Origin of the sequence: Paraburkholderia sp. GAS334 (genome assembly GCF_050436625.1) — a bacterium.
In the GTDB taxonomy this organism is placed as follows: Bacteria; Pseudomonadota; Gammaproteobacteria; order Burkholderiales; family Burkholderiaceae; genus Paraburkholderia.
Genome location: NZ_JBNDMO010000032.1, coordinates 33,265 through 48,607, shown reverse-complemented (window position 1 = coordinate 48,607; position 15,343 = coordinate 33,265). Strand labels below are relative to the sequence as shown.

The following is a 15,343-nucleotide window of genomic DNA, read 5'->3' as shown; positions in this document are numbered from 1 at the left end:
GCTCCGCCTCGCGCGCGAGCTCGCACGCCACGCGCGTCGACGGTGATCCGATGCCCGCGATCACCGGCAACCTCCCGTCCGCACGCTGCACTGCGTGCCGATACAAGTGCACGTGCTCGTCGAGCGTGAGCGTTGGTCCCTCGCCTGTGGTAGACGCCACCACGATCGCATCCGTGCCCGCATTCACGTGAAGATCGATAAGCCGATCGAACGCGTCATAATCGATGCCTTCTTCCACCGACATAGGAGTTAGCAGCGCAACAATCGAACCTTGAAGAAAATCTGCACGACTCATGACATCTGCCCCATCTGAACTCCAACGTTCGCTGCACGATCAACTTCGGAGCGAAGACAAATCTCCGGCCCGCCTGATCTTGTGAGAGATCTGCGATCGCACGTCCTCATGCGTGTCCACCGATTGCTGCGCCACGAAGAGATGGGCGAGCAATGCTTGTGGCGCGATTGCCCACGCCGGCGGCGAACCTGGCGTAAAACGCCGGGAAAGGCTCACGCCATAGGCGACCAATATAGGGAAAAGGTGACGGCTTCGACAGAAGCAGATGTCGATTCTTTTGTCGAAGCAGCTTTCGGCTGGGACCTGGACGAGTCATGCTCGCGGATATTGACCTTGAGCCCTCTTACATCAATGCCAGCAGGCTTTGCAGCAAGTTGGACGAACGCGATCGCTCGTTCGAGTTGCATCGCAATCGAACGTATCGACCGGCCTGCAACCAGCGCCCGCGAAATCTCCTCGCGCTCAGTCAGCGTGAGTGCCAGGCGGGAGCGATGTCGCGGTGCCGGCCGGATGCCGCCCGTCTCGGCCAGAATCCCTTGTACCGATGAGTGATTTCGATCAAACAGCTGGGCGATCTTCTGAAGAGATTCGCCCTTCTGCCAGCGCTCCCACATCAGCGCCTTCTGGCTATCCGTGTAATAAATCCGTCGTCTCTGCTTCATCTGCAACACTCCTGCTGCTTGCGCAGGCTTAAGTGTGTTCCATCCACCGGTTGAATCCGCAGGCCGTAGCGGTCTTTCACGAAGGCAGGATTTCGCCGGTCTCACCGACGGTAGTGAAACAAATCTACAGCTATTAAGCTGACGATAAGCTTGGGCCTCTTATCCTGATGATGAACCGAAAGCAATTCGCTCACTTCCTTTTTTTGAATGGAGGCCTGACATGTTGCGTCACATTACTGCCACTACCCGAACCGTTCTTGCCATCACCACCCTGACTGGCCTCGTTGCCATCGATCAGGTCGCCACATCACACCGCAGTCCCATAAGTGCGCCCGAGCAGACGCAGACGACTATAACGGATGACGCCAGGGGATCGCCGATGGACGCGGGCAATGCGCCGCTGTCCTCGCTGCAGCTCGCGGTGTTGCTTGAAGGATTCGACTGGCAGGCGCTCAGCGATGCCGCACTCACTCCGTAATCGGCATAGGGGACGGCCATGAGGCCGTACCCCTGCCACACCACCCGGCATGCGGGTCCGCACCGGGCGGTTCGGGAAGTTGAGGTTATGAGAGTCGGGGTACACCGAGCCTGTCGAAGTAGGCGATGCTCAGCACACTGTTGAGCAGCCGCTCACTATTGCGCCACCAGCGGCGACTGTTGGCCGCCACCTGTCGCGCAACGTCAGCCGGCGCTCCCAGCGCACGCAGTTCCCGGTAGATCGTGGGACCACGGCACCAGTGTTTAAGCTGGATGGCGCGCAACCGGTGACGCATCCACTCGTCCAGCTCACGCCAGATCTTCGGTGTCTGCGCCAGCCGGAAGTACGCCTTCCACCCCTGCACATAGGACCGTAACCGTTCCACCAGCTCCTTCATGCCGCGTCCGCCACTACGACGGGTCAGTTCGCGAATGCGCTGTTTGAACGCCAGCAGCGGTTTGACCGCCACCTTGCGCTTGACCACACCGCCCGGAGCTACCCACAGGCTGTAGCCCAGAAACTTGCGACCGAACACACTCGCCACTGCGCTCTTGGTCTCGTTGACCTTCAGGCGCAGTCGACCATACAGGCGCCGCAGCAGTGCCATCACCCGCTCGCCCGCCCGACGGCTACGAACATAAACATTCGCATCGTCGGCATAGCGTGCGAAGCAGTGGCCCCGCCGCTCCAGCTCCTTGTCCACTTCATCGAGCAGTACGTTGGCCAGCAGCGGGGATAGCGGCCCGCCCTGCGGCGTGCCCTGATCCCGCTGCTGGACCACACCGCCATCCATGATGCCGCTGTTCAGGTACGCCCGGATCAGCCGGATTACCCCGGCGTCCCCAATGCGTTTCTGTAGGCGGTCGATCAGGATGTCGTGGTTGACCCGGTCAAAGAACTTCTCCAGATCAACGTCCACCACGATTCGCCGACCTGACTGCACGTACGACTGCGCGGCAAGCACCGCGTCGTGCGCCCGCCGTCCGGGTCGGAAGCCGTAGCTATGCTCGCTGAAGGTGGGGTCCAGAACTGGCTGCAGCACCTGCAGCAGTGCCTGCTGGATCAGCCGGTCCGTCACCGTCGGAATGCCAAGCTCGCGCTCGCCTCCATCCGGCTTCGGAATCGTCACCCGCCGTACCGGACTGGGCCGGTACGTCCCCTTCAGTAACTGTTCACGGATCGCAGGCCACGCCGTCACCAGATGGCGCGACGTCTGGTCGATGTCCAGACCATCTACGCCAGCGGCTCCCTTGTTAGCCCGTACCCGTTTGAACGCCTGCTTCAGGTTCTCTCTCGTCAGCACCGCTTCCAGCAGCGCTGACCCTGTGCCCCCGGATTCATGTCGCGGGCAACAGGCTTCGTCGCTCGTGGGTACACGCGCAGCTTCACCGCGCGCTACTCCCGCTCGCCCCGTTTGCACGGGCATCTGACGCACGCCCCGAAGGAAGTCCCCTCGGGGGATTGCCTGCTGCATCGACATGACGCTGGACACTCCTTCCCGTTCGGCCCTTCATCACCAGCCTCAGCCTCACCGGCCTATCCTGTGACTGCTACGGCCTCCGCTGACTTCTCGCTCCGGCTCGACGCTGTCGCCCTTTCAGGCATGAGGCGAGATCTCCCCAGGTAAGAACGCACTCCTTCGCTGCACAACCGCCGGATTTACGTCACCGCCCCTTGATCACGAGAGCTTCACGGTTACGTGCCCGCTCGCCCTGGTCGGCAACGCCTTCTATCCGGTTCTTGTCCATCGGCTCGCAGCTTCGCTCCACGCTTCCTCCCCACGCCTGGTCGCCCTCACGCAGTTGCGCTTCGCTTCGCTCGCTGTGATCAACTTACGGTGGGACTTGCACCCACGAGAGTGCGCCCATGCTGGGCGCACACGCCCAAGCATGCGGGCCATGGCCCGCATGCTTGAACCTTGCAGGCGCAGGCTGGCAATTGTCAGCCGCTCTTCAGGCTGCAGTTGTTGGTATCGTTTTTCCATGGCAACACCTTATACGAGCCAAGGTGTTGCACTTCAGATTTGAGAACTCGAGGCCTTACCTTAGCCCGGGATAGCACCTTAGATTGCTAAACATTTCCTCTCGCGCTCCGTTCGACACGTCGAATGCCGCTCATAGCGAGCGGCATCGTCCCCATTGCGCTCAGCCGCCGTGAAGCGCCTTGCTCAAGCCTGCGTCGGACAGCGCGCAAAGCGCCACCGCCGACCAGTCATGCTCGGCGCCGAGCCCTTGCGAGCGCAACGTCAGGAACCGGTCGTGGACGAGACTTGCCAGCGGCAGCGGCACGCCAAGTGCCTCAGCGGCTGCCAACATCAGGCGGTTGTCCTTCTGGCCGAGCGGCAACGAGAAGCCAGGCGGCTGGAATTGCTGCGATGCAATCAGCGAACCGTAGATCTTGTATGGCGGCGCATTGAAGTTTGCGCTCGTCAACAGCTCGACCAGACGCATCGGATCGACGCCGGCCTTGCCCGCTACGGCACAGGCTTCGCCCAGCGTTTCGATGATCACGGACAGCATGAAATTGCCGATCAGCTTCACCAGGTTGGCCTGCGAAGGATCTTCGCCGACAATGCCCACCGACTGCCCAAGCGTTTCGAGAAGCGGCACGGCAACCTTGAGGTGCTCGTCCGCTCCGGCCGCCATGATGAACAGCTTGCGCGCCGCCGCGGCATCGGGCCGGCCGAATACCGGTGCGGACACGAAGGCAAGACCCGCTTCACGGTACTTCGCTGCGTGGTCCTGCGCGGTGGCGACGCTGATCGTGCTCATCGAGATGTGCAGTGCACCCCGCTTCAGCGTGGTGGCGATGCCCGCCTCGCCGAACGTGACCGCTGCGTGCGCGGCATCGTCGGCCACCATCGTGAACACCACATCGGCCCCCTGCGCGGCCTGCGCGGGACTCGATGCGACGCTCGCCCCCGCTTCGCGCAACGGTTCGGCGCGAGCCGGACTACGGTTGAAAACCTGCACGTTGTGCCTGGCATCGATCAGGTTCTTCGCAATCGCGGCGCCCATCGAGCCAAGTCCTACAAATCCAATTTTCATAATGACATTCCAAATGACCAGCCGCGCGAATGCGGGCCTGTTCAGACTGCAAACTGATAGACCTGACGGCTCACGTCGAGCGTCACGTCACCGTGTTCGCCCAATGCCGTCATCCCGTGCTCTTCGAGCTTCGCGATCAGCGTGCCGATTGACTGGCCGCCAATCTGGTAATCGCGCAAGCGGGTTCCCACCGTCATGCGCTCGAAGAACACGCGGGTCGCCGTAATCGCCGCACTGATACGCTCGTCTTCGCTGCCCTCGGTGATGTTCCAGACGCGTTCGGCGTACTGCAGCAACTTCGCGCGCTTCGACTCGCGGCGCACGCTCAGCATGGCCGGCAGCACGATGGCGAGCGTCTGCGCGTGATCGAGTCCGTGCAGCGCCGTGATCTCATGGCCGAGCATGTGGGTCGCCCAGTCCTGCGGCACGCCGGCACCGATCAGGCCGTTCAACGCCAACGTTGCCGTCCACATCAGGTTGGCTCGCACCGCATAGTTGTGCGGCTCGGCAAGCGCGTGCGGGCCGACTTCAGTCAGCGTGATCAGCAGGCCTTCGGCGAAACGGTCCTGTACCCTGGCGCCCACCGGATAGGTCAGATACTGCTCGACGATATGAACGAACGCATCGACGACACCGTTGGCAATCTGCCGCTGCGGCAACGAATATGTCGTGGTCGGATCGAGCACCGAGAAGACCGGATAGGTCGCCTCGCTACGGAACGGCAACTTGTCGCCTTTCGCGCGGTGGCTGATAACGCCGCCGTTGTTCATCTCCGAACCGGTGGCAGGCAGCGTCAGCACGCTGCCGAAGGGCATCGCGTCGCGTATCTCGGCCTGCTTCGCCAGAATGTCCCACGGCTCGCCGTGGAACTTCACAGCGGCAGCAATGAACTTGGTGCCGTCGATCACCGAGCCGCCGCCCACCGCCAGAAGAAAATCGATGTTCTTCTCGCGGGCGAGCGCAACCGCTTCCATCAGCGTTTCGTAAGTGGGGTTCGGTTCGATGCCACCGAACACGTGCCACGCGCGGTCACCGAGCGCCGCCTGCACTTGCGCCAGTACACCGTTGCTCTTGATGCTGCCGCCGCCGCACGTAATCAGCACCCGCGCGTTGGCGGGGATCTGCGCATCGAGTGTGGCAATCTGGCCTTCGCCGAAAATGATTCGAGTGGGGTTGTGAAACGTAAAGTTCTGCATTGAATCTCTCTTCCTTACATTGAAATGACCGGTCGTCTCAAAACGGTATAAACGGCTGCCCCGAATCGAAACCCGTCGCCGCTCAAGCCAGCTACGACCGTTACTGCGGGGATTTGAAAAACAGATCGAACATTGAATGCACGCAAGCCTTCAGCGGCTCGACCGAGTCATCCAGCTTCATGCGCAACAGGCTGCCTTCCCACGCGTTCCAGAAAACGTCGGCCATTGCATCAGCCGAAAGATCGCGCCGCACGGAGCCGTATTCCTGGCCGCGCCGCAGATAATCGGCACAGCCGACACGCCATTCGTTGACCGTCCTGCGCGCAGCGACCCGGCACAGATCGCTCGACTGCGCGATCTCGCCCGCAAAGTTGCCGACCAGACAACCGTAGCGGTCGTCACAGTCTTCGTAGTCGCCAACGATGCGCGTGTAGATGCCGCGAAGCGCGAGCAGCGGATCAGGTGACGCCACTTCGAGCGAATACTGCTTCCATTCAACGGCCTGGTCCTGCGCGTAGTGGTGCAGGATCGCCGCGCCGAATGCCTCTTTGCTCTCGAAGTAGTTGTAGAACGAGCCCTTCGGCACGCCGGCACGCTCGACGATGTCTTTTACGCCGGTGCCGTGATAACCCATTTCGGCGAACAGCGCGACACCCGCTTCGAGTAGTCTTTCGCGAAAGTCTTCAGTGCGTCGTGTGTACATAAGCATTACAACTTCAACCCTAACGGCACGATGTCGCTCCGCGCGAGCGGGCGCCACCGTGCACATACATCGATTTCAAGCCGCGTCAGGCGCGGCGTGTCGCGAGTTCGGCGCCTTGACGCAGTGCTTCGAGCAGGCTGCGTTCGTCAGCGATGCCTTTGCCTGCAATATCGAACGCCGTGCCGTGATCGACCGAGGTACGGATCACATCGAGGCCGACCGTCACGTTGACGCCGGCTTCGAGGCCGAGCACCTTGACCGGACCGTGGCCCTGATCGTGGTACATCGCCACCACCAGATCGAAGTCGCCACGTCCCGCACGGAAGAACAGCGTGTCGGCAGGGAGCGGGCCCTCGATGTCCCAGCCGCGTTCACGCAAGACCTGCACGGCTGGAACGATCTTTTCCTCTTCCTCGCCATAACCGAACAGGCCGTTTTCGCCGGCATGCGGGTTGATGCCGCACACGGCGATGCGCGGATTGGCGATGCCCGCCTTCACCAGCGTCGCATGACCTCGCTCGATCGTGCGCTGCACGAGGCCCGGTTCGATCTTGCGGATCGCATCGATAATGCCGATGTGGGTGGTCACGTGGATCACGCGCAGTTTCGGCGCGACCAGCATCATCGACACCTCCTCGATGCCCGTGAGGTGCGCGAGCATTTCGGTGTGGCCAGGATACCTGTGACCGCCGGCGTGCAACGCTTCCTTGTTCAGCGGCGCCGTGCAGATCGCATCGATCTCGTCGGCCTTCGCGAGTTCGACGGCGCGCGCGATGTACTGATACGCAGCGTCGCCTGCGAGCGCCGACAGCGCGCCGAAAGGCAAGTCGGCGGGAATCAGCGCGAGGTCGATGCAGTCGATGGTGCCCCGCTCATATTGCGCATCCGCCGGCTTCGCGATGCGGCGCACTTTCGTGCTGCCGCCGACAATCCGGTTGGCCTGTTCAAGGCGCGCCGCATCGCCGATGACAAGCGGGCGGCACTGCCCGTAGACGGACTCGTGCGTCAGGCTCTTGACGACGATTTCCGGACCCACGCCCGCTGCGTCGCCCATCGTGATGCCGATGACTGGAAGATAGTTGCTCATGATGTTTTGCCTGAATGACGTTGGTTCGTTTCGCGAGCCGGTGAAGATGTCGTTGTGGCGCCCGGGTGCGTCGATCCGGACTCGCTATCGGCGAACTCCGGTGTGCGCCGCAGATGAAGGTAGGCGCCATACAGCGCGTGCTCGCTGCCGAAGGCGCCGGCTTTGGTGACGATGGTGAGCCGCGGGTTGCCGTGCGGGCGGCCCACCGCCACGCCCGGCTCGATTTCCGAAAGCAATTGCAGGCTGTCGATACCGGCTGTACCGAGCATCGCGCGCGCGGTTTCGCCGCCAGTCGCGATCAAGCCGCTCAGATGCGTGAAAAACGGTGCGACGAGCGAAGCGAGCGCTGCCGACAATTGGGCGCCCTCGGCGGGATCGAACAGATCGTCGCGACCAATTCGCACCAGCAAATCGGTGTGCTCGCTCAGATGTGCGCCGACGCGCGCTTGCCAGGCTGCCCACTCCAGATGAAGCTCACCCGCACGCAGCACGACCGGCGGCACGATCAGCTCGCCAACGCCCGCACGCTCGCGCAGCATCGCGCATTGCTGTTCCGAGACGGCCGACAGGCTGCCCACCAGAATCAGGATCGCGCCTCTCTGCTGCTCCGACTTCGGCGGCGCGTCTTGTGCTGCTTTCGCGGCAACATCGAACAGATCGCTCAGCGACGCCAGTTCGCGAGCCAGACCGCCTGAGCCCACCCAGAACAGACCTTCGCCCATCGACGCCGTCGCCTGCGCGAGGGCCCTCAAATCCGCATCCGTTTCCGCATCGACGATGAGCGCCTGTGCGCCGCTGCTCGCCACCGCGGAAATGGCATCGCGCAACGCTGCGGGATTGCCACGCAGCGCGTCGACACCCAACGGTGCGGTGCGCAAGCCGACCGCCTCGACCATGGCGTTGAGGTCTGCGGAACGCACGGCGTGTTCGAGCTTCCACGTTTCCGTGTTTTCGAGCGGCACGCCGCGCACGAATACGCGGCCCTCACGCACGGTGCGCCCGGTTGCAGGAAAGGCCGTGGCGACGATGGCGAGGCCCGCGAGCGGCTGCAACGCGGCCACTTCCGTGGCCCAGTTGCCGCGCAAGGTCGAATCGATTTTCTTGTACAGACGTCGCCCCGGCGCGCGCTGCGCCAGCCACGCGGCGCTGGTGCAGCGGGCTGCTTCGGCCGAGGGCATGCGGCGCGTGTCGGTGTCCACTGCGATCACCTCCGCCGCGCCCATCGCGCGCGACGCATTCAGCGTAACCGCCGTACTGCGCCCCGCGCCCGCAAACGCAATCGCGCAATCGGCGGCGCCGGACAGGTCGTCGGCGATGATCAGAATGCTGGTGTTGCTCACCGGGTCGCCCCCAATGCAGCAGCGCGGTTGGCGTCGGCACGCTTGCCGGCCCGCTTTGCGACGGCCGCAGTGAGGATCGGCGACACGATCGCAGTCACGACAACGCATGAGGCGACCAGCAAGGTCGCGCTTTTCGCGGCCTCTGCATAGACCGGGTTGGCCGCCGCAATCAGCGCCGGCACAGCCGCTCCGTTGCCTGCCGTGTTGGCTGCCGCCACGCCTGCGACACCCGTGCCGCCGGTCAGGCGATCGGTCAGATAGAGGGGGATGCCCGTCACGATCACCACCGCGACGCCGAGACCCATGCCGAGCAAGCCGGCCTGCCATACTTTGTGCAGATCGAGGCTCGCGCCCAGCGCCAAGGCGAAAAACGGAATCATCACAGGCACAGCGCGGCCGAGAAAGCTGCGCATCTCACGGTCCAAATTGCCGAGCAGCATGCCGGCCGCGAGCGGCAGGATGCTGCCGACCAGCGTCTGCCACGGAAACGCCGACAGCCCGGCCACGCCGAGCGTGACCATCGTAAGGAACGGACCGGATTCGAGCGACATGATCGTGTAAGCGCCGACGTCTTCAGACTTGCCATATTGACCCATCAACGCCATGTACAGGCCGCCGTTCGTGTCGTTCATCGCGGCGACCACCGCCAGCGTCGACATTCCCGCGAACAGCCCGGACGAAACCGGCTGCTCACCCAAAAAGTGGCCCAGTACGACACCCACCAGAATCGCCGACCCAACCTTCGCCGCGAACAGCGCCCCGCCCTTCTTGAGCAGATAAGGCGTCGCCTTCACATCGATCGACGAGCCCATGCACACATAGAACACGGCGAGAATCGGCAACGCGCCGGTAAACAGCGCGTTCGTGAACGAGCCGAAGAACTTCGGCATGTCCGGCAATAAGGTGGCGATCATTGCGCCGAACAGCAGCGGGACGATCATCATCCCGCCCGGAACGCGTTCGATCGCGCGCTTGATAGGAAGTTGGGCCATCATTGTCTCCTGTTTGAAAATGATCGATGCAATCATATTAATTGATTGTTTCGATCATTCAGAGTGTACGTGACGAACCGACTATGCGCAATCCGATCACTAACAAATCGTGGGGTTAATAAATTCGCCGTAATAAGCCGTTCCAGGCGGGACGCGCACTGAAATTGATCGAATCGATCAAAAATAGGCTAAAACACTTGCATACCGTGACAACGCCGCGGGTGCGGCGCGCCCCGCCCGCGGCGTTGCCCCGGCAACTGGTTTGATTACACTTACGCCCGTTGACGCCTTTCCTTTCTATGGCGCGCACCATTCGGACGACCCCTTACCCTCTATCACCATGAAAGTTACGAACCGCCGCGAGGCGATGCTGAAGGCCGTCCTGTCCGGCATGAACGACGTAGGCGCCCTGTGCGAGCATTTCGGCATGTCCGAAGCAACCGTGCGTCGCGACCTGCGCGCGCTCGCCGACGAACGGCTCATCGTGCGCACGTACGGGGGCGCGGCCGCCTCGGTCGGGATTCACGAACCCGAGGAGTCGCTCGATCTGCGGCGCGAAAGCTTCCGCGAGCAAAAGGATGCGATCGCGCAGGCCGCGGTGAGCCACGTTCAGGACGGCGACACCATCTTTCTCGACGGCGGCACCACCACCGCCGCACTGGCCCGGCTGCTGGCCGGCCGCCGCGACATTCGCGTGGTCACCAACAACCTGCTGGCAATCGGCCTGCTTGCATCGAGTGACGTGCCGGTCACACTGATCGGCGGCGACCTACGGCCCTCGAGCATGAGCACACTCGGGCCGCTCGCGCAGATCGCGTTGAACCGCCTGTCCGTCGACAAAGCCTTTCTGGGCGCGGACGGCGTAGTCGCCGGCCGTGGGCTCTGTGAGGCGACCGCCGAGCAGGCCTATCTGAAGGAATGCATCATCAGGCAGGCGGCCAACATCTTCGTGCTGGTGACGTCGCACAAACTGGATCGCGCGAGCCAGCAGCACTGGACACCAATCGAGCGCAACTGGACCCTGGTGACCGATGCTCAACCGGGCGCGCCGGAATTGGCAACTTTCCTGCTGCACGGCGAAGTGACGATCGAAACCGCGTCGCAGCAGGCGCTCCAGCCTCTGCCTCACGGGAAGTCATAGTGTCCTTAAGGGGGGCGGCGCCGCGCGGTCCTTACAGACCACGCAGTCGCACAGGACAGCCGCGAGGCTTCACACGCGCGCAGCGCCAAACGCCTTCACGACGTTCACCCAATACGACGCACCGGTAGCCAATGCGTCGTCGTTGAAGTCGTAGTGCGGGTTGTGAAGCGGAGCGCCAGGCTTGGGCCCGTCGACGCCCATCCCGACATACGCACCCGGCTTGGCCTGTGCCATGAACGCGAAGTCTTCCGAGGCCATCGACGGCTTACAGCCCAACGTCACCTTCGCCGCGCCGACGGTCGCACGCGCCGCATCGAGCGCGACGTCGGCTTCGGCCGGCGCATTGATCGTTGCCGGATAGCCGTAGCGGTAAGACAGCGTCGCTTTCGCGCCATGCGCCTCCGCGGTCAGCGTGCCGATTTCATCCAGCAAGCTCCGTACGCGCTCCTGCACGTTGGCATCGAAGCAGCGTACGGTGCCGCGAATCACGGCGCGGTCGGGCAACACATTCCAGGCCTCGCCGCCATGAACCTGCGTGACGCTAACGACGCATGCTTCTTTCGGCGAGACGCGCCGGCTCACGATAGTCTGCAGCGCGATCACAACATGGCTCGCGCAAACCAGCGCATCGATCCCCTCTTCCGGCATCGCGGCGTGCAAGCCTTTGCCGTCCACCAGAATCTCGAAGGTATCGAACGAGGCCATCATCGGGCCACGGTTGATCGCGAAATGGCCGAGCGGCAAGCCGGGCCAGTTGTGCAGACCGAATACCGCGTCACACGGGAAACGCTCGAAGAGTCCATCTTCGACCATTACGCGCCCGCCTCCCGCCACCTCTTCGGCGGGCTGGAAGATCACGTGCACCGTACCGTGCCAACCGGTATCGCGGCTTAACGAAGCAGCGGCGCCCAGCAGCATCGCGGTGTGACCGTCGTGACCACACGCGTGCATTTTCCCGCGGTGTTGCGAACGCAAGCCAGCCCGCGTCGGCCCACTCGGGCAGCCAGTCGTCGGAAACCCACAGCACGTCGATCGGCGCCTGCCCGACGAACTTCGTCACCATCGCCTCGCGATACTGTGCGAACGGGAGGTTGTTGTAGTTGACGTTCAGCCCCGATTCCTTCTGAAACGGTACGAGCATGCACTTCACCGTATCGACGCCGGCCGACCAAGTATGGAGATTCACGCTGTCGGCAGCGAAGGCCCGTGACATCCCACCCATCAAACCGGAAGCAGCGAGCCCCGCGCCCGCCGACACTGTAGAAATCGACGACGATCGTTCCCGAATCTATTGACCTTACTCATGGTTCGCTCCGACCGCCTGCGCGGCGCTGTTCACACGTGGCGTAGCCGCTGATTCGGCTACCTCTTGGGAAGCGAAGATATCTCCGAGAAAATAAATCGTCAACTGACGACATATAATTCTTTCAAAAAATTTTTAACCTGCAGATGGCTGCAGACCTGCTGAGCACATCCCACTGTTTCATCGGACCTTTCCAGCCATTTAATCAGATGAATTTCTCGACTCAATCGCGCGGGTTTGCGCGTTCAGCCTGTGCTCCCCGAAATATTCGGCAGCCTTGGCCAGCACGCGTGCCTGACACTCGGCACGCGGCAAGCGCTGTGGCGCCTTTTTCACCGGCCGTTTGACCGGGGCCCGAGCTTCCCCGGCCCCGCGACCGGATTCCGCAACATCCTTTGGCTTGGCCTTCGCGACTCTCCCGCGCCTATCATTTGACAAATACATCTTCACATGACGACTTATGTTTTTGATAGAATATATCGTCACGGCGTAAAAAGCAGCGCCGCCTGCCACCTGGCATAGCCAAGTCCGTCTCAGGCTGTCGCGAAGCGAGCCTCATCTTTGACTGCTGACGGCTGCATGCACGTCAACCGGCGCACCGCATCCGCAAAGGACAATTCGACTTTGTGGAACTGGGCTTCACGGAAACCGTGGTGCCCGCCGTCTTGAGATGCCCTCCTTACTGCACGATGAAGTGACTTACCGACAGGCCGCTTCTCACATAGACCAGATATTTGAACCGGAACCTTCCATTCATGTACTTCCTCGCTACCTTCATCTCCAAACTCGCCACCGGGCACGCCTTCACTCGTGTGGAGTCGAGCACCACAGCAACGCGCAGAAAGAAATCGCGCTTTCCCTGGCTTTAGTCGTTGATAGCGTTTCCGCTCGCGACGATGCGTGATATTAGTTTGCTTTCCTAATCAATAAGCATGAGTTGGATCAGCCGCGGCTAAACGTTTTTAGGGCGCAACCAACTTGCCGCAGGCGTGACGATCTTGCTGTCGGGCATCGTCGGGAAAGACACGCGTTGGACGAATGCCTGGCGCCCGCGTCAACCTCTTTTGCAAGCGCGCTTCTTCCGGTGTTTTCGCAAGACTTTCATAGTGCTGCTAAGTCTCGTGATAAATGGAGAGATAAGACTGCGGCCACGCAACCAGTTCATCGACGCCACGCGCCTCTGAGTGAAGGACCGCCTGGTCGAGCGTGGCGCGCACAATCGTCAGGTGGCGTAGATGCGCGCCCAACGCTTTCGCGCTCGCAGTCGGCATGGCGACGCTACGGCGAGTTGCGTTGCAACCGCCATCAATGCACCCATCGACTAGCGCAGTGGCTGGCCGGTCACTGTGTCAAGAAACAACTTGGAGTTCTGATGCGAGCCGAAGTCGAACATGTTATTAATTGCGCCGGCCATGACATCGAATGAACCTTGCCCAACGCGCACCTCGGTCAGCCAGTTGTCTTCGATGAAGCGAAGAATAGAAGTTTGGTCGGTCAGCGTATGATCGACGTAGTTTGCCTTCGCGTACGGCGAGACCACAAGCAGCGGGAGACGCGGACCATACCCGCAACGGCCCTGCACCGGTACACCTGTTAGCCCATCGAGCGGCGTGCCTCGGCCGCAAGTATTCGGACCGTTGAGCGCGTCCTGCGTGCTTGTCGATCCGTTGACGACGTGAGATACATGGTCATACCAGCCGTCCGAATCGTCGTAGGCGAGCACGACCGCCGTGCTCTTCCAGTCGTCCTGTTGCTGGAGAAAGTTGATTACCTTCGTCACGAACGCCTGCTCATCGAGGGGGTCCGAATTGCCCGCGTGCGCATCCTGGTACGCCGGCGCCTTAAGAAAACTGACGGCAGGAAAATTCCCCGCGCTTACCGCCGCGTAGAAGTCGTCGATGTCGTATTGATGGTTTGCGCCGCCGTCGCTGCTGGTGCCGATTGCCGCAACGGACGCGGGACGCTCGTGCTTCGGATTAGCGGTGGACGCGTAATACTGGAACGGCTGATGGTGCGGCACGTAGTCGACCTTATAGCCCTGCACCACCGGCGAATATGAGCTGCGCGCGCAGCCTGTCGTTCCGTTCGCATTTTTCGCGCTGAGGTCGAAGCCACCTTCAAACCAGCCCCACGAGATATTCTTCGCGTTCAGCAGGTCGCCGACATTCTTCCCCTGCATACTGATTGTCGTGCCCTTGGAGCAGACGTCGCCCGTCGGATCGAGGTCACCGACGACTGTCAGGCCGCCGGCGCCGTCGCTGACGATGTTCCGATTGTTCGTATTCGTGGGTGCCACCGTCGCCCCATTCGTCTGCCCGGAGATCAGGTTCAGCGCGCCAGGCGTGGATGGGCCAAACGTCGTGTCGAACGAATTGTCGTTTAGCGCGAAGTGTTGCGCATAGTTCCACAGCGCGGTAACGGTGTTGCCGTCGTAATACCCCATCACGAGCCCCTTTGTGTACAAGGCACTCGAGCCGCCGGTTGCCGAGGTGCGGCCGGTGTATTTCGGAAACAGGTCCATCGCGCCATTATCGAATGCCAATTGCTCCGGCTTGTAGGCGTGATCTTGTGACGCCGTAAGCGCCTGCGAGCGATCGAGACGGAATGGATCTGCAGCGCCGGAGCCGTTGGCGGCGTTCGTCGAATTCGGATTGGACCTGAGTAGCCCGTCCAGTAGCCCGTTGATCCGTCGCGTATTGGGCAATGTGCTGAAGGTCGGCTCACCGGCCGGGTTCAGCGCATTCGGATATGTTCCAAAGTAGTGATCGAACGAAACGTTCTCGCCAAATATCACGACAAGATGTTTGATCGGGGTAGCCGTCTGCACTCCATCCTGGGGCCGCGGTACCGAGGCAGTTGCGACGCTCGATGTGACGCCGGCTTCACCATACGCTGCGAGCGAGATAGACAGGCAAAACGCTAGTGCAGTTGCCAAGAGAAATTGCCGACGAACCAACATCATGTCTATGTCTACCTATTGAAGTGTTTCCCAATACATCGCATTGCGAACGGAACACGCCCATTCTCGCTTGCATCGGTGTCGTGCCTGTTAAGCGACGATTACGAGTTCGTCATCTTCCATCGGAGCCGTCATCTCAG

General features: G+C 61.8%; 13 protein-coding genes and 3 pseudogenes. 2 read left to right on the top strand and 14 right to left on the bottom strand.

Annotation, left to right across the window (positions count from 1 at the left end; all coding sequences use genetic code 11):
* The coding region (locus tag P3T21_RS32925; RefSeq protein WP_429260116.1) for a dihydrodipicolinate synthase family protein at positions 1–295 on the bottom strand (295 nt) is incomplete at its 3' end.
* A 385-nt stretch (positions 296–680) separates the two neighbouring features.
* Positions 681–957: pseudogene (locus P3T21_RS32920) on the bottom strand (IS30 family transposase); the annotation flags it as partial.
* A 220-nt stretch (positions 958–1,177) separates the two neighbouring features.
* Here P3T21_RS32920 and P3T21_RS32915 point away from each other — a divergent pair.
* Positions 1,178–1,435 (top strand): hypothetical protein, encoded by a 258-nt coding sequence (locus P3T21_RS32915; RefSeq protein ID WP_429260115.1) that lies wholly within the window; start codon positions 1,178–1,180, stop codon positions 1,433–1,435.
* Positions 1,436–1,520: 85 nt separating this feature from the next.
* Here the strand turns inward: P3T21_RS32915 and ltrA are convergent, their stop codons facing one another.
* The 8 genes and pseudogenes from ltrA to P3T21_RS32875 form a co-directional block, all read right to left on the bottom strand.
* Entirely contained in the window at positions 1,521–2,915 is a 1,395-nt protein-coding gene (gene ltrA, locus P3T21_RS32910) for a group II intron reverse transcriptase/maturase (protein ID WP_429260114.1), read from the bottom strand.
* Between the two features lie 399 nt (positions 2,916–3,314).
* A pseudogene (locus P3T21_RS32905) lies at positions 3,315–3,419 on the bottom strand (helix-turn-helix domain-containing protein); the annotation flags it as partial.
* Between the two features lie 160 nt (positions 3,420–3,579).
* Positions 3,580–4,482 carry an NAD(P)-dependent oxidoreductase gene (locus tag P3T21_RS32900; protein WP_429260113.1) on the bottom strand — a complete coding sequence of 301 codons (903 nt, stop codon included), beginning with the start codon at positions 4,480–4,482 and terminating at the stop codon, positions 3,580–3,582.
* A gap of 41 nt (positions 4,483–4,523) precedes the next feature.
* Positions 4,524–5,678 carry an alcohol dehydrogenase gene (yqhD, locus tag P3T21_RS32895; RefSeq protein ID WP_429260112.1) on the bottom strand — a complete coding sequence of 385 codons (1,155 nt, stop codon included), beginning with the start codon at positions 5,676–5,678 and terminating at the stop codon, positions 4,524–4,526.
* Between the two features lie 100 nt (positions 5,679–5,778).
* Positions 5,779–6,387 carry a TetR/AcrR family transcriptional regulator gene (locus tag P3T21_RS32890; RefSeq protein ID WP_429260111.1) on the bottom strand — a complete coding sequence of 203 codons (609 nt, stop codon included), beginning with the start codon at positions 6,385–6,387 and terminating at the stop codon, positions 5,779–5,781.
* Between the two features lie 79 nt (positions 6,388–6,466).
* Positions 6,467–7,468, bottom strand: coding sequence for a 4-hydroxythreonine-4-phosphate dehydrogenase PdxA (gene pdxA / locus P3T21_RS32885; RefSeq protein WP_429260110.1), 1,002 nt, complete (start codon positions 7,466–7,468; stop codon positions 6,467–6,469).
* The gene (locus P3T21_RS32880; protein WP_429260109.1) at positions 7,465–8,808 is read right to left on the bottom strand and encodes a four-carbon acid sugar kinase family protein; all 1,344 of its coding nucleotides are present in this window, start codon (positions 8,806–8,808) and stop codon (positions 7,465–7,467) included. The genes pdxA and P3T21_RS32880 overlap by 4 nt, the downstream gene beginning before the upstream one ends.
* Positions 8,805–9,800 carry a 2-keto-3-deoxygluconate permease gene (locus P3T21_RS32875; RefSeq protein ID WP_429260108.1) on the bottom strand — a complete coding sequence of 332 codons (996 nt, stop codon included), beginning with the start codon at positions 9,798–9,800 and terminating at the stop codon, positions 8,805–8,807. Before P3T21_RS32875 ends, P3T21_RS32880 begins: the two co-directional genes overlap by 4 nt.
* A 340-nt stretch (positions 9,801–10,140) precedes the next feature.
* Here P3T21_RS32875 and P3T21_RS32870 point away from each other — a divergent pair, with 340 nt between their 5' ends.
* The gene (locus P3T21_RS32870; protein WP_429260107.1) at positions 10,141–10,941 is read left to right on the top strand and encodes a DeoR/GlpR family DNA-binding transcription regulator; all 801 of its coding nucleotides are present in this window, start codon (positions 10,141–10,143) and stop codon (positions 10,939–10,941) included.
* Positions 10,942–11,010: 69 nt separating this feature from the next.
* On the opposite strand, the gene P3T21_RS32865 is transcribed toward P3T21_RS32870, so the two are convergent.
* The 4 genes and pseudogenes from P3T21_RS32865 to P3T21_RS32850 form a co-directional block, all read right to left on the bottom strand.
* Entirely contained in the window at positions 11,011–11,916 is a 906-nt protein-coding gene (locus tag P3T21_RS32865; RefSeq protein ID WP_429260106.1) for an amidohydrolase, read from the bottom strand.
* 55 nt (positions 11,917–11,971) lie between these two features.
* Positions 11,972–12,082 (bottom strand): annotated as a pseudogene (locus P3T21_RS32860) (hypothetical protein); the annotation flags it as partial.
* Positions 12,083–13,356: 1,274 nt separating this feature from the next.
* Positions 13,357–13,515 carry a hypothetical protein gene (locus P3T21_RS32855; protein WP_429260105.1) on the bottom strand — a complete coding sequence of 53 codons (159 nt, stop codon included), beginning with the start codon at positions 13,513–13,515 and terminating at the stop codon, positions 13,357–13,359.
* 50 nt (positions 13,516–13,565) lie between these two features.
* The gene (locus P3T21_RS32850; RefSeq protein ID WP_429260120.1) at positions 13,566–15,203 is read right to left on the bottom strand and encodes a phospholipase C; all 1,638 of its coding nucleotides are present in this window, start codon (positions 15,201–15,203) and stop codon (positions 13,566–13,568) included.
* Positions 15,204–15,343: the final 140 nt, after the last annotated feature.

Bases quoted from the DNA above. Each gene is read 5' to 3' on its own strand.
- pdxA (WP_429260110.1), bottom strand. From the start codon at position 7,468: ATGAGCAACTATCTTCCAGTCATCGGCATCACGATGGGCGACGCAGCG.
- P3T21_RS32890 (WP_429260111.1), bottom strand. From the start codon at position 6,387: ATGCTTATGTACACACGACGCACTGAAGACTTTCGCGAAAGACTACTC.
- P3T21_RS32915 (WP_429260115.1), top strand. From the start codon at position 1,178: ATGTTGCGTCACATTACTGCCACTACCCGAACCGTTCTTGCCATCACC.
- P3T21_RS32875 (WP_429260108.1), bottom strand. From the start codon at position 9,800: ATGGCCCAACTTCCTATCAAGCGCGCGATCGAACGCGTTCCGGGCGGG.
- P3T21_RS32900 (WP_429260113.1), bottom strand. From the start codon at position 4,482: ATGAAAATTGGATTTGTAGGACTTGGCTCGATGGGCGCCGCGATTGCG.
- P3T21_RS32870 (WP_429260107.1), top strand. From the start codon at position 10,141: ATGAAAGTTACGAACCGCCGCGAGGCGATGCTGAAGGCCGTCCTGTCC.
- P3T21_RS32850 (WP_429260120.1), bottom strand. From the start codon at position 15,203: ATGTTGGTTCGTCGGCAATTTCTCTTGGCAACTGCACTAGCGTTTTGC.
- P3T21_RS32855 (WP_429260105.1), bottom strand. From the start codon at position 13,515: ATGCCGACTGCGAGCGCGAAAGCGTTGGGCGCGCATCTACGCCACCTG.
- ltrA (WP_429260114.1), bottom strand. From the start codon at position 2,915: ATGTCGATGCAGCAGGCAATCCCCCGAGGGGACTTCCTTCGGGGCGTG.
- yqhD (WP_429260112.1), bottom strand. From the start codon at position 5,678: ATGCAGAACTTTACGTTTCACAACCCCACTCGAATCATTTTCGGCGAA.